Below are 12,534 nucleotides of genomic sequence, written 5' to 3'. Positions count from 1 at the left end.
ATTACCCGACGGCCTGTTCATGTTGCGCCGCCCGGCTAGCCGACGGCTCATACAGCGGTTTACGAAACGGCAACCGGCCATCGTGCGGCGGCAGGCTGTAATATTCCGGGTCGAGTTGAGTATCGAACTGCGGCAGATAGCCTTCGTTCAGGTACAACCCAACCGCTTCCGGCTGACGGAAACCGGTGGTCAGGAACAGCTCCTGATAGCCCAACCGGCGGGCATGGTGTTCCAGTTCACGCAGTACCCGCCTGGCCAGCCCCTGACGGCGCAGGGTTTTGTCGGTCCAGATCCTTTTGAGCTCGGCAGTGGCGACGTCGTAGCGTTTGAACGCGCCGGTGGCGATGGGGCGTTCGTCGCGCAGCAATACGATAAAAATACCGTCGGGCGGTAAATACAGCCCGTGATCTTCCGAATCCTGATGGGCGAAATAGTCGCCATAGCGTTGGCGGTATTCGGCAAATAACCCGTCCAGAACCGGGGTAATGCGCGGGTCTTCCGGGTCGGTAATGATGAAACGTTCGTCAGACATGGTGTTCTCCCTGTACGGCCGGATGCGGATTACAGCGGCGTGTCGCCCAGACCCGGTGGGTTGATTGCCGAGCGGCTGATGCGCTCCACGCTTTCCCCCCAGCGGTTCAGCACCCGGTCGTATTCGCCGCCCTGAATCACACCGTTGAGCGCGCTATTGAGCGCGGTCACCAGACCGTTGCCTTTGCGGGTGGTCACCGCGATGTGCGCCACCTGCGGCCAGCCGCCGTTGACGGTGCCCACCAGTCGGGTTTGCCCGTGCAGCGCTGCCGCATAGGCGCCGGTGACGTTCGGGCCGAACGTGGCGTCGGCGCGGCCGGACTGAATACTCAGGTTGGCGGCGGCGGCATCGGTGACGTAGACCGGCTGGAACGGCGGTAAGCCGGCCGCCTGGTTTTGCTTGTCCCAGTCGAGCAGGATGGCTTCCTGATTGGTGCCGGAACCGACGATAATCTTCAGCCCGGCGATATCTTTGGCGCTCTGGATTGTCTGGATCTTACTGCTGGACTTCACGTAGAAGCCCAATGTGTCGGCGCGGTAGGTGGCAAAGTCAAAACGTTCTTTACGCGCTTTGGTGACGGTCACGTTGGTGATGGCGACATCGTACTTGCCGGAGGCGACGCCTAGCGGCCAGTCTTCCCATGAGGTCGCCACCAGATTCAATTCCAGCCCGAGGCTGTCGGCCACCAGCCGGGCGATATCCGGTTCGCTGCCGATGAGGCTTTTGTTGTCGTCGGCCAGAAAAGCCAGCGGCGGCGAGGAGCCTAATGCCGCCACGGCGACGGTGAGTTTACCCGGTGCGACAAACCTGAACCCCGGCGGGATCTGCGCGATGGCCTGCGGGTTTTTGGGCGCATGGATCGGTTGTCGGTTAGCGTTGAGATCAATGCCGGCGGCCTGTGCGCTGCCGAGCAATAGCCAGCCGCCAAACAGCGTGGCGACCAGGCGGTAAAACGAATGAACAGCGAGAGTCTGCATAGCGTATTTCCTTAACAATAAAAACCTCAGCGGAAGGACGAACCGCGTTACTCGTCCAGTAGCGTGGTGTGGCGCGCGTTCACGGTGCCGTTTCCTCTGTTGGCTGGCGGGCAGCGGCGTAACGGTTAACCGGATACTCCAGCGCCAGGCTTTCCCGCAACGTGTAACCGGGATAGTCACGGCGGAATACACCGCGCTGTTGCAGCAACGGCACCACCTGATCGACAAACCGGGTGAAGTTGTCCGGCGTGGCGCTCTGGATGATGAAGCCGTCGGCGGCGCGCTGTTCGAACCACAGTTGCAGCCCGTCCGCCACCTGTTGCGGCGTCCCGCCGAACAGCGGGCGTGGCGTAGTGGCTTCCAACGCCACCTGACGCAGGGTTAATCCGCGTTCGCGGGCGTTGCGTTTGATTTCATCGGTGGTGCTGCGAAAGCTGTTCTGACCCAGTGCGCCGATATCCGGAAACGGCTCATCCAGCGGGTGCTGCGAGAAGTCGTAGTGTTCGAAGTAGCGGCCGAGGTAATTCAGTGCATCTTCAATAGTGACCAGTGCGGCGGTGTTCTGATATTGGCGCTCCACGTCTTCTGCGTCGTCGCCCACCAGCACGCTGACGCCCTGAAAGATATGCAACTGGTCTTCGCGCCGCCCGTGTTCTGCAAGCTGTTGCTTGACGTCGCGGTAAAACGCCTGCGCTTCCGTCAGCGTGTGTTGGTGGGTGAAGATGGCATCGGCGTGGCTGGCGGCCAGTTTCTTGCCGTCATCCGACGCCCCGGCCTGAAAGATAATCGGGCGGCCCTGCGGTGTACGCCCGATATTGAGCGGCCCGGCGACGGAGAAGAATTCACCCTGATGATTCAGCGGATGCAGCTTTTGCGGATCGAAGAAGCGGCCGCTGGCCTTGTCACGGATAAACGCATCGTCTTCCCAGGAATCCCACAATCCTTTGACCACCTGTAGAAACTCATCGGCGATGCGGTAGCGCAGGGCGTGTTCCGGGTGCCGGGCACGGGAAAAGTTTTTGGCCGACCCTTCCAGCGGCGAGGTCACCACATTCCAGCCGGCGCGGCCTTGGCTCAGGTGGTCGAGGCTGGCGAATTGGCGCGCCGTGGTGAACGGCTCGCTGTAGGAAGTGGACAGCGTGCCGACCAACCCGATGTGATGGGTTGATGCCGCCAGCGCCGACAGCAACGTCAGCGGCTCAAAGCGGTTCAAAAAATGGGGGATGGATTTTTCGTTGATATACAAACCGTCAGCCACAAAGGCGAAGTCGAATTTGCCCTGCTCGGCTTTTTTCACCGTATCCAGTACGAAGCCGAAATTGATGCTGGCGTCCGGCACTACGCTGCTGTGCCGCCATGCCGACATATTTCCGGCCGCGCCCTGCAAGATGACCCCCAGCCTCAACTGACGCCGGCCAGGGTTCGTGTTGTTTCCGGGAATGGTTTTTTCACTCATCAGTGTTGCTCCCTACAGCGAAATTTGGCGAAAGAGAATCCGTCTCCGGCACGGGTAACGCGCGGGAGAAACCCTATATTCAGTTGGTTAATGGCGAGTTAAGAAAACTGAAAAGTACTATTGATGAGCGGATCCGGGATGTAAAACAACAAATCTGAATATGCCAAAGCAAAAAATATCTCAGAGGGTTTTGTGATTTGTTTATTCAGAAATTGACGCTAAAGCGATAAGGAAAAGAAATAGGAATGCCTGTTGAATAGTTTCATACCGTGAAAAATAGGTGATTTACTTTTTTGATTATTTTTTATCTCACTGTTGGGTAGTGAAGTTTGTACTAAATAAACACGATTTTGTTATTTATGGATTTTTATCGCGTATGAAAATATGCAAAAAATTCAGGCCCGGATCAAAAAAGGGAAATATATGGATTATCGTCTTGGCTTATTAGATCAAAGCCCGATTGCGCAGGGGATGACGGCTGCCGACGCGCTGGCGCAGACTACGGCCTTGGCCGGTGTCGCCGAAACGTTGGGATACTCCCGTTTCTGGGTCTCTGAGCATCACAATTCCGATGTTCTGGCGGGGGCGTCGCCGGAAGTGTTGATAGCCTGGCTGCTGGCCCATACCCGGCACATCCGCATTGGGTCCGGCGGGGTGATGCTGCAACACTACAGCCCTTATAAAGTGGCGGAGAATTTTCATGTACTGTCGTCGCTGGCGCCGGAACGCGTCGATCTTGGCGTGGGTAAAGCCCCCGGCGGTTTTCCGCTGTCGACTCGAGCGCTGCAACAAGAAACCGACCCGACGCGTCAGGTAGCGTTTGACGATAAACTGCGACAACTGAACGCGCTACTGGAGCCGGTGCTTTCAGATCATGACGGCTTGTCTGCTACGCCATTACCGCCGGCACCGCCGACGCGCTTTTTGCTGGGAGCCAGTGCAGACAGTGCGCGTCTGGCGGCATCGTTGGGATGGCATTTTGTGTTCGCCGGGTTTATCCAGCCCAGCGAGCGTGTGCTGACCGAAACGTTACTTGCCTGGCGCGACTATCGGCCTGAACACGCGCAGGCGCTGTTGTCGCTGTCGGTTGTCGTGTCAGGCAGTCACGATGAAGCCAAAGCATTGGCGGGTGAGCGTTATAACTACAAGGTGTACATCGGTGATCGTGCGCCACTCAATGTGCTGACGCAGGAACAGGCGGACAGACTGGTGCAACAATCCGGCAGTGCGCTGTTCCGTATTGAAAAGCAGGCGCAAAATATTCTGTACGGCACCACGCAGGAGGTCCATCACCAGTTGCAGTATTACCATCAACGTTTCGGCATCGACGAGTTCATCATCCATACCCCTATCGACGACCCGACCGCACGCCTGACCTCGATCCGTGGTCTGGCGGCCGGGCTTAGGGGATAGGGTTCACTTCGGGTGAGAAGGTTTCCTGTCTGGCGCCGTCCTGCCTGATAGCCAGCAGCATTTCCAGCAGGCTGGGGTAATTAAACAAGCCGGAAAAATCGAGCGGATGCGCTCTGTCGCCGCTGGGCAAAATATGGCATTGCAATTCCCGCTCGTAGTGACGCGGGTATTGGGCTTTTTCAATGGCGGGCAGCGAGCGGTAATTTTTCAGTACGGCGGTGAAAAAGTGAATTTGCCAGTGCGGATGGCCATAATTGAGCCGAGCCTGCGTGACAATATGCCGGCGCCAGGCTTGGTCCTGAGTATAGGCTTCGCTCCATGCGGCCCGACGTTCATTCAGGGTAAATTCGCCGCTGTCATCGTAGACAATCAGCGATAATTGGTGATAAGTCAGCCCACTGAACGGGTTGGTGCCCGCACCGTTGACAAAGGCGGCAGCCTGACGGGTACGAGCCAAACGCTCGCGGACATCATCTGCGGGCAATTCCGTATGATCATGCTGATAACTATCATCATCTTCTATGCCGGTGAGTTGATCGAGCAACGCACGGGCTTTTTGGTACAATTCCTGTCGGCTCATTGCCGCCTCTCGGGCGCAGGCGCGTCCGGCGGCGGCATGTAATTGCCGCTCGAGTAGGGAAGATAAGAATATATTACTATCTGGCATCAGCGTACTCTCCAGAAATGAACCAGCAACCTGCTTCTCAAAAGCCTGAGTAAAAATGAAAGGGTGGTTGTGGTGTTGTCGAGTAATATACCTTTCATTTTTCAGGTTACCGATGATTAGCCCCACAGCGCCAATCCATAGCGTTGTTCAAAACACAACACTGTTTATCCTGCAACTCGAATTATTTCGGGTATAACGCTATTTGAAACTGACTGTATTATTTTTAGTATCGGGTGTCAGCCATTGATGTTTTATTCAATGTCGGCTTAATTTGCCAGAATGAAGGGGCGCGCTCAATCAGATTTTATGTCTACACCCGTCATACTTCAAGTTGCAGGTGCGTTGGCTGCGTTCGTTCACCCGAATCACTTACCTGAGTAAGCTCATCGGGATTCACTCTCTTGCCGCCTTCCTGCAACTCGAATTATTTTGGGTCTAAAACCTCTTATTTATTTCATTAACGAAATATATGCCAAATCATGGCGGGGTAATCTTTGCCTCTCTCATCATTGCTGGGGCCGGCAACGAGATGAAGCATTGTCTGTGAAGTACGGTCTGGCTGGTGATATTATAAGCAAACAAAGCCGAGGGGTGAAAAAGGGCTTGCCAGCGGGTGATAACCGGTCCATAATCAGCGCCATTCCAAACGCCTTAACGTGTTAAAGCCTTTATAATCAGTAGATTACAAAGAATTAGGTACATTGAGGCTGTTTGAATGACCATCCTAAGCGGGAATAGCTCAGTTGGTAGAGCACGACCTTGCCAAGGTCGGGGTCGCGAGTTCGAGTCTCGTTTCCCGCTCCAAATTCTTATCGATATCTTCTCTTTTATCCATCCTGTATAAGCCATAAGCGACTGTTATTTGGCGTTACTGTGATTTGATATATCATCGGCGACACGTTTTTCTACTGATAACGACACCATGATGACACCCATTTTGCTGCTGGATTCCCGTGCGGATGAACTGCGGGATGTGCTGCATGACGCCGCCCCGGACCTGACGCTTTTCATAGGTTCAGGCGAACCTGAGCAGGCTGCTGCGTGCGACATTTGGGTCGGTGAGCCGGATAAAGCCGCACGGTTACTGGCTCAGGGCGTGAAACCGCGCTGGCTGCAATCCACCTGGGCCGGGTATCGGCCGTTGCTGGCAACCGAGCTACCGCGTGATTATCGGTTAAGCCGGGCCGTCGGTGTGTTTGGTCAACCTATTGCCGAATATGTCATTGCTTATTTGTTGCAGCATGAGTTGCATTTGTCGCAACGTGAACGAAGCCAGCAGCGCGGAGAGTGGAAAAAGCTCTTGCCGGGTTCGCTGTTCGGCCGCCGGGTACTGATTGTCGGTGCAGGCGATATCGGCCGGGAAGTCGCGACTTTTTTGCAGCCCTTTGGCGTTGTACTGCAGGGGATAGCTCATTCACCGCGTGCGTTGCCGATGTTTGAACGCATGGAAGGATTGCCGGCGCTTGAGCAGGCGGTGGCGTCTGCGGATTATGTCGTCAACATTTTACCGGATACGTCGGCGACGAAGGACATCTACCATGCCGGAATATTCGCTGCGATGAAACCCTCGGCACTCTTTATCAATGTTGGCCGTGGTACGGCGGTGGTGGATGCCGATTTGTGCACGGCCTTGCATGAGGGGCAGATAGCGGGCGCGGTGCTGGATGTGTTTCGGCAAGAACCTCTGCCGGCTGCACATCCGTTCTGGCGCACGCCGAATCTCACCATCACCCCACATGTTGCCGGTCCGCTGGTGCCGGCCAGACTGGGAGCATTATTTCTGGATAATCTGCCGCGTTTTCAGCAAGGGCTGGCGCTGGCGGGGGAAGTGGATTTTTCACGTTCTTACTGATGGCTGGGCGCCGATTACCGGGGGAGGGATAAAATTGTATTTTCCCTCTTGTCAGAATGAATGGATTGGTTCATAATGCTGCCCTCTTTGCGATTCAGCTTTTAAAATACAATTAAATCAATAAGTTAATTGTAACGTCATAAAAGCGATGCAAAATATGTCTACGCCGGTTTGCGTTTGTCGAAAAAGCGTCAATACTTAAGCGTCGCGTGTGCGGGAATAGCTCAGTTGGTAGAGCACGACCTTGCCAAGGTCGGGGTCGCGAGTTCGAGTCTCGTTTCCCGCTCCAAATTTTATCCCTTCTTTTTTTGATTATCGTCATATCGTTTTTCTGCATATATTCATACTTTTCTGAACAGACTTATCCACAGGCTGAAAATAGGTCTTGTGCGTCGGCACAGGCACATCATAAAAAGCGCATTAATTCAACTAATTGAAATAAAAAGAAAAATTTATAATAAAAAACACTGTATAGATCACTTGTACTTTTTGTGATGATTGATTGACAACGCTTTTTTAAAATTATCCACAGGAAAATGGTTCAGTATCGTCAAAGCATTACGGCGGGAAATATCAGGCATCTCGCGGCAAACCTTTTTCGACTGCGCGGATAAGTCGCTTCTTCTGCGGCAACTGGACATCAACGGTATGTTGTTCGCGCCGGGCCCGTTGTTGACGGATGGCCCATTGAATATGCTCGTCCAGCAATACGCTTTCTCCCAGTCGGTTCTGCAGCGCCAGTACAATCTTGTCTTCATAAGGTGCGTTGCCCAGTGCGACGGCAATGTTTCGCAGCCAGCGTTCGTGGCCGATGCGTCGAATAGCGGAACCTTCCGTGACCCGCAGGAAACGGGCTTCATCCCAGCTAAACAGTTCCAGTAACTCCGGTGCGTGCAACGCGGCTCGCGGGCTGAAATCGGGTTCGTCGGTGAGTTGTGAAAAGCGGTTCCAGGGGCAAATCAACTGGCAATCGTCGCAGCCGTAAATGCGGTTTCCCATTAAAGGACGCAGTCCCTCAGGAATCGCGCCTTCCAGTTCAATCGTCAGGTAGGAAATACAACGTCTGGCGTCAATGGTATAAGGCTCGACAATCGCGCCGGTAGGGCACGTCGTCATGCAGGCGACGCATTTACCGCACTGTTCTTCAACCGGCTGGTCTACCGGTAACGGTAAGTCAATCAGCAGTTCTCCCAGAAAGAACCAGGAGCCGGCTTCCCGGTTTAGCACCAGTGAGTGCTTGCCAACCCAGCCAAGCCCGGCCTTGGCGGCTAGCGGCCGTTCCATGATCGGCGCTGAGTCGACGAAGGGGCGAAATTGCAATTCGCCGCAGTGCGCCTGAATCCGGTCGCCCAGTTTTTTCAGCCGCTGGCGCAGTAACTTATGATAGTCGCGCCCCAATGCATAACGGCTGACATAACCGAGGTGCGGATTTTTCAGCGTACTGGCAAACGCCGCTTTGGCCGGCAAATAGTTCATGCGCACGCTGATGACGCGTAACGTGCCGGGCAACAGTTCATGCGCCCGCGCCCGCATCATGCCGTGGCGCGCCATCCATTCCATTTCACCGTGGTATTGTTTATCAAGCCACGCCTGTAGCCGAGGTTCTTCATGAGACAAATCGGTGTCGCAAATCCCTACATGCTGGAAACCCAATTCCAGCCCCCATTGTTTGATGAGTAGTGCGAGTTCGTTGAGATCGTAGGGGTATGCCATGCGTAACCATTAGGGAAAAGACCGAGGGCTGATTTTACCATTGGTTGCCCGAATAGGGTTCGTGCTGAATCGTATTCGGCGAATCGTTATACTTGTCATACTGCAACTCGAATTCTTGGGGATATATCTTTCCTTATCCCTGCATATGGCGCTTCCCGGCAGACCTTGCTAAGTTGAGGCGCACAATTCTACTACCGACGGAGGGATGACATGCATCAGGATCAACGCGTGTATCAGCCCGGCGGATCATCACCCGACCTGCCTCATATTGTCTTTTTGCCTGACTGGTTGCGCCGCGAGGAGCCGCAGGCGGCGGAGTCCGTCGGTGTTTCACTGCATAGGTTAATGCAACGCGCGGGAGACGCGGCCTTTCGCATCGCCCGGCGGCAGTATCCTGCGGCCCGGCATTGGCTGATTCTGTGCGGGCATGGCAACAATGGCGGTGATGGGTATGTGGTCGCCGCGCTGGCGCGTGCCGCCGGTATAACGGTAACGGTGATTGCGGCGAGCAGCGAGCGGCCTCTGCCGCCGCAAGCGCATCTGGCGCGCCAGGCATGGCGCGATACCAACGGTAGCGAGCAGCCTGGCGATGCGCCGTGGCCGGATGGCGTCGATTTGATCATCGACGGTCTGCTGGGAACCGGGCTGACATCCGCCCCGCGGGCACCCTATGACGCACTGATCGTTCAGGCTAATCGCCATCCGGCGCCGATCGTCGCGCTGGATATCCCCTCTGGATTGAATGCACAAACCGGCGTTTATGCCGGTGCCGTGATTCATGCCGCACATACGGTGACCTTTATCGCGCTGAAACCCGGTTTATTAACCGGCCAGGCGCGGGATGTTGTCGGCCGGCTCCATTTCCATGATTTAGGGCTGAGCGATTGGCTGGCGCAACAAACGGCGCCGATTACCCGTTTAAGCGCAGCCTCGCTGACGCAATGGCTGAAGCCGCGACGTCCGGGCGCGCACAAAGGCGAGCACGGTCGATTATTGATTATCGGCGGCGACGACGGCACCGGTGGCGCGGTTTTTATGGCGGGTGAGGCGGCACTACGTAGTGGCGCCGGTCTGGTGCGAGTGCTTACTCACAAAAATTATCTGGCCGCGTTACTGGTGTCTCGCCCGGAATTGATGGCGCAGGAGCTGACCACTGATACGGTAAAAGCAGGAATAGCCTGGGCGGATGTGGTGGTTATCGGTCCCGGTTTAGGCCAGCGTGAGTGGGGCAAAAACGCACTGCGAATCGTGGAAAATTGTAACAAATCCATGTTATGGGATGCTGATGCGCTCAACCTGCTGGCAATCAGCCCGTATAAACGTCAGAATCGCGTTTTGACGCCACATCCCGGCGAAGCGGCCCGTCTGTTGAACTGCCGGATTGCCGATATCGAAAGTGACCGCTTACTTGCCGCACAACGTCTGGTTAAACGCTATGGCGGCGTGGTGGTGCTAAAAGGCGCCGGGACGGTGCTGGCGAGCGAGCAAGGGGCTTTATCCATCGCCGATGTGGGGAATCCCGGTATGGCGACCGGCGGCATGGGCGACGTGCTGGCGGGGATGATTGGGGCGATGCTGGCGCAAGGGTTGTCGTTGTACGATGCGGCCTGCGCCGGTTGTGTGGCCCACGGTGCGGCGGCCGATTGGCTGGCGCAGCGGCAGGGCACACGCGGGATGTTGGCAACCGATTTGATGGCGGTATTGCCGCAGTATGTAAATCCTGAGCGGATATCCTTAGAAAATACAGAATGAAAACGCTTTTGTTACCTTTGCCGGATGAGGCAGCCACGATTGCGCTGGGGGCGGCGTTAGCCAAAGCCTGCGAGCGCGCTACCATTATTTATCTACTGGGTGATCTGGGGGCAGGAAAAACGACGCTGAGCCGTGGGTTCCTGCAGGCATTGGGTCATCAGGGCAATGTGAAAAGCCCGACGTATACACTGGTGGAGCCTTATGCGCTGCTGCCGCGTCCGGTATATCACTTCGATCTTTATCGGCTGGCTGACCCGGAAGAACTCGAGTTCATGGGGATTCGCGATTATTTGTCGCAGGATGCGCTCTGCCTGATTGAGTGGCCGCAGCAAGGCGCGGGTATCCTGCCGGATGCGGATGTCGAGTTGCTGCTCAGTTATCAGGGGGCGGGCCGGCAGGCGGAGATCACGGCGCGTACACCGCAGGGCGAGCGCATGGTGGCGACGCTGATTGCGCAATCGGAGCAAGACGCGTCATGACTGTGCGGTTAATCAACGCTCTGTCCGGGCTTTTGCTGGTGTTGTCCTGGCCGTTGTGGGCGAGCAGTTTGACTGATATCCGGGTGAATAACGCCGCCGGCGAAGCGGTTGTGACGCTGAGTTTCAGCGGTCAGCCGGTATATGAATATTTTTCGTTGGATAACCCCAGCCGGATCGTTATCGATATCAGCCAGTCTGGTGTGATAAAAGGGCTGCCGCTGGCGTTTAACGGCCAAAACCTGATTTCCCGCATCCGTTCCAGTAATGCTAAGGATCCGAAAAGCCTGCGTCTGGTATTGGACCTGACGCAGAAGGTGCAGGTTAAATCGGCGAAAGAAGGCAATGGCGCTGTTTTCACGCTGACGGGTGAACGCAAACCCTCGGCTCGCAAGCCAGTCGTGCAATCTGCGCAACCCTCGGCACAGGCCGGGCGTAATCCTTTGGTTCCTCAGTCATCCTCGGCCGCGGTTGCCGCCGCACCGACCCGTGTTTCGGGGCGGGCAGGCAACGGCGAGAAAATCATTGTGGCGATTGATGCCGGTCACGGTGGTCAGGACCCGGGGGCTTCCGGCCCCGGAGGGCTGCATGAAAAAAACGTCACTATCTCGATAGCGCGTAAGCTGCGGGCCATTATGAGCGCCGATCCGGCGTTCAAACCGGTGTTGACCCGCGATGGCGACTACTTTATTTCGGTGATGGGGCGCTCCGACGTGGCGCGTAAACAAGGCGCGAATCTGTTGGTCTCTATTCATGCCGATGCCGCGCCCAATCGCGGTGCGACCGGCGCCTCCGTATGGGTACTATCCAATCGGCGTGCCAACAGTGAAATGGCAAACTGGCTGGAACAACACGAAAAACAATCCGAGCTGTTGGGTGGGGCGGGTGATTTGCTGGCCAACAGCGCTGCCGATCCCTACCTGAGCCAGGCGGTGCTGGATCTGCAATTCGGGCATTCTCAGCGGGTAGGCTACGATGTGGCGGTAAAAGTGCTGCGTGAGTTGCAACGGGTCGGCAGTCTGCATAAGCGCCGACCGGAGCACGCCAGCCTGGGGGTGTTGCGTTCACCGGATATTCCGTCGTTACTGGTGGAAACCGGGTTTATTTCTAATCCGAGCGAGGAACGGCTGCTGGGCAGCAACGAGTATCAGGAAAAAATCGCCAACGCCGTCTATCAAGGGTTGCGTAGCTATTTCCAGACTCATCCGTTACAAAACGTCCCAAAGCAGGAAAACCGTCCGCTCGCCCCGCAGACGGTGAAACAGACAACAACCGCTGAGCCGGCGCAAATCGCAACGGGGACCACGCTGCGCCATACCGTGGCGACCGGAGAAACTCTGTCGGGAATCGCTACGCGTTATGGCGTCAGTATGGATGCCATCCGTGAAATTAACCGCCTGAAAAAAGACGTGGTCTGGGTGGGGCAGCGGCTGAAGATTCCTGCCGGCGCGTCATCGGTGGCCACGGCGAAGGCGGCGTCGAAGGGGAAAAACGCTGCAACCGCGCCGGCGCCACAGGCGAAGAAAAGCGCAACTGTGATAAAACACAAAGTCGTACGGGGCGATACGCTGAGTGATATTGCCGCCCGATACGGCGTAAGCATGAAAGCGATCCAACAGGCGAACAACCTGTCTTCCGGGACGGTGCAGTTGGGGCAAACGTTGATTATCCCTTCGGCCTGAGCCTGAGGAAACGA

The 12,534-nt window shown here is 56.0% G+C and carries 10 protein-coding genes and 2 tRNA genes; 7 read left to right on the top strand and 5 right to left on the bottom strand.

The genetic code is table 11. The features are described from left to right. Nucleotide 1: 1 nt before the first annotated feature. The 3 genes from FDP13_RS15625 to FDP13_RS15615 form a co-directional block, all read right to left on the bottom strand. Nucleotides 2-532: a GNAT family N-acetyltransferase gene (locus FDP13_RS15625; RefSeq protein ID WP_033576794.1), complete on the bottom strand. Its 531-nt coding sequence runs from the start codon at nucleotides 530-532 to the stop codon at nucleotides 2-4. Nucleotides 533-561: 29 nt separating this feature from the next. Further along, nucleotides 562-1,509 carry an ABC transporter substrate-binding protein gene (locus FDP13_RS15620; protein WP_033576795.1) on the bottom strand — a complete coding sequence of 316 codons (948 nt, stop codon included), beginning with the start codon at nucleotides 1,507-1,509 and terminating at the stop codon, nucleotides 562-564. Between the two features lie 79 nt (nucleotides 1,510-1,588). Then, a complete protein-coding gene (locus tag FDP13_RS15615) occupies nucleotides 1,589-2,965 on the bottom strand; it encodes an LLM class flavin-dependent oxidoreductase (RefSeq protein ID WP_027710803.1) in 1,377 nt (458 codons plus the stop codon). Nucleotides 2,966-3,388: 423 nt separating this feature from the next. Here FDP13_RS15615 and FDP13_RS15610 point away from each other — a divergent pair, with 423 nt between their 5' ends. Next, nucleotides 3,389-4,378 carry an MsnO8 family LLM class oxidoreductase gene (locus tag FDP13_RS15610; RefSeq protein ID WP_143839854.1) on the top strand — a complete coding sequence of 330 codons (990 nt, stop codon included), beginning with the start codon at nucleotides 3,389-3,391 and terminating at the stop codon, nucleotides 4,376-4,378. Here FDP13_RS15610 and FDP13_RS15605 read toward each other — a convergent pair. After that, nucleotides 4,368-5,045, bottom strand: coding sequence for a hypothetical protein (locus FDP13_RS15605; protein WP_033576806.1), 678 nt, complete (start codon nucleotides 5,043-5,045; stop codon nucleotides 4,368-4,370). The genes FDP13_RS15610 and FDP13_RS15605 overlap by 11 nt on opposite strands. Nucleotides 5,046-5,773: 728 nt before the next feature. Between FDP13_RS15605 and FDP13_RS15600 the strand changes: the two genes are divergently transcribed. The 3 genes from FDP13_RS15600 (at nucleotide 5,774) to FDP13_RS15590 (ending at nucleotide 7,186) form a co-directional block, all read left to right on the top strand. Next, nucleotides 5,774-5,849: transfer RNA gene (locus tag FDP13_RS15600), tRNA-Gly, on the top strand. Nucleotides 5,850-5,970: 121 nt separating this feature from the next. Further along, nucleotides 5,971-6,897: a D-2-hydroxyacid dehydrogenase gene (locus tag FDP13_RS15595; protein WP_143839877.1), complete on the top strand. Its 927-nt coding sequence runs from the start codon at nucleotides 5,971-5,973 to the stop codon at nucleotides 6,895-6,897. 213 nt (nucleotides 6,898-7,110) lie between these two features. Next, nucleotides 7,111-7,186: transfer RNA gene (locus FDP13_RS15590), tRNA-Gly, on the top strand. Nucleotides 7,187-7,470: 284 nt separating this feature from the next. Here FDP13_RS15590 and queG read toward each other — a convergent pair. Then, complete coding sequence (queG, locus tag FDP13_RS15585) at nucleotides 7,471-8,610, bottom strand: tRNA epoxyqueuosine(34) reductase QueG (protein ID WP_012768251.1); 1,140 nt, start codon at nucleotides 8,608-8,610, stop codon at nucleotides 7,471-7,473. 210 nt (nucleotides 8,611-8,820) lie between these two features. Here queG and nnr point away from each other — a divergent pair, with 210 nt between their 5' ends. The 3 genes from nnr to amiB are packed head-to-tail and all read left to right on the top strand — an operon-like array spanning nucleotide 8,821 to nucleotide 12,520. Next, the gene (gene nnr / locus FDP13_RS15580) at nucleotides 8,821-10,362 is read left to right on the top strand and encodes a bifunctional ADP-dependent NAD(P)H-hydrate dehydratase/NAD(P)H-hydrate epimerase (RefSeq protein ID WP_143839853.1); all 1,542 of its coding nucleotides are present in this window, start codon (nucleotides 8,821-8,823) and stop codon (nucleotides 10,360-10,362) included. Beyond that, entirely contained in the window at nucleotides 10,359-10,841 is a 483-nt protein-coding gene (gene tsaE / locus FDP13_RS15575; protein WP_027710809.1) for a tRNA (adenosine(37)-N6)-threonylcarbamoyltransferase complex ATPase subunit type 1 TsaE, read from the top strand. The genes nnr and tsaE overlap by 4 nt, the downstream gene beginning before the upstream one ends. Then, complete coding sequence (amiB, locus tag FDP13_RS15570) at nucleotides 10,838-12,520, top strand: N-acetylmuramoyl-L-alanine amidase AmiB (protein WP_012768254.1); 1,683 nt, start codon at nucleotides 10,838-10,840, stop codon at nucleotides 12,518-12,520. The genes tsaE and amiB overlap by 4 nt, the downstream gene beginning before the upstream one ends. Nucleotides 12,521-12,534 lie beyond the last annotated feature (14 nt).

The sequence above is a fragment of the Dickeya sp. ws52 genome (genome assembly GCF_007210685.1).
Lineage (GTDB): Bacteria > Pseudomonadota > Gammaproteobacteria > Enterobacterales > Enterobacteriaceae > Dickeya > Dickeya chrysanthemi.
The sequence above is the reverse complement of the archived record's forward strand: the minus strand, read 5'-3'. Positions and strand labels throughout refer to the sequence as shown.

Coding starts and splice junctions, on each gene's coding strand:
- FDP13_RS15625 (WP_033576794.1), bottom strand. CDS start 532: ATGTCTGACGAACGTTTCATCATTACCGACCCGGAAGACCCGCGCATT.
- FDP13_RS15620 (WP_033576795.1), bottom strand. CDS start 1,509: ATGCAGACTCTCGCTGTTCATTCGTTTTACCGCCTGGTCGCCACGCTG.
- FDP13_RS15615 (WP_027710803.1), bottom strand. CDS start 2,965: ATGAGTGAAAAAACCATTCCCGGAAACAACACGAACCCTGGCCGGCGT.
- FDP13_RS15610 (WP_143839854.1), top strand. CDS start 3,389: ATGGATTATCGTCTTGGCTTATTAGATCAAAGCCCGATTGCGCAGGGG.
- FDP13_RS15605 (WP_033576806.1), bottom strand. CDS start 5,045: ATGCCAGATAGTAATATATTCTTATCTTCCCTACTCGAGCGGCAATTA.
- FDP13_RS15595 (WP_143839877.1), top strand. CDS start 5,971: ATGACACCCATTTTGCTGCTGGATTCCCGTGCGGATGAACTGCGGGAT.
- queG (WP_012768251.1), bottom strand. CDS start 8,610: ATGGCATACCCCTACGATCTCAACGAACTCGCACTACTCATCAAACAA.
- nnr (WP_143839853.1), top strand. CDS start 8,821: ATGCATCAGGATCAACGCGTGTATCAGCCCGGCGGATCATCACCCGAC.
- tsaE (WP_027710809.1), top strand. CDS start 10,359: ATGAAAACGCTTTTGTTACCTTTGCCGGATGAGGCAGCCACGATTGCG.
- amiB (WP_012768254.1), top strand. CDS start 10,838: ATGACTGTGCGGTTAATCAACGCTCTGTCCGGGCTTTTGCTGGTGTTG.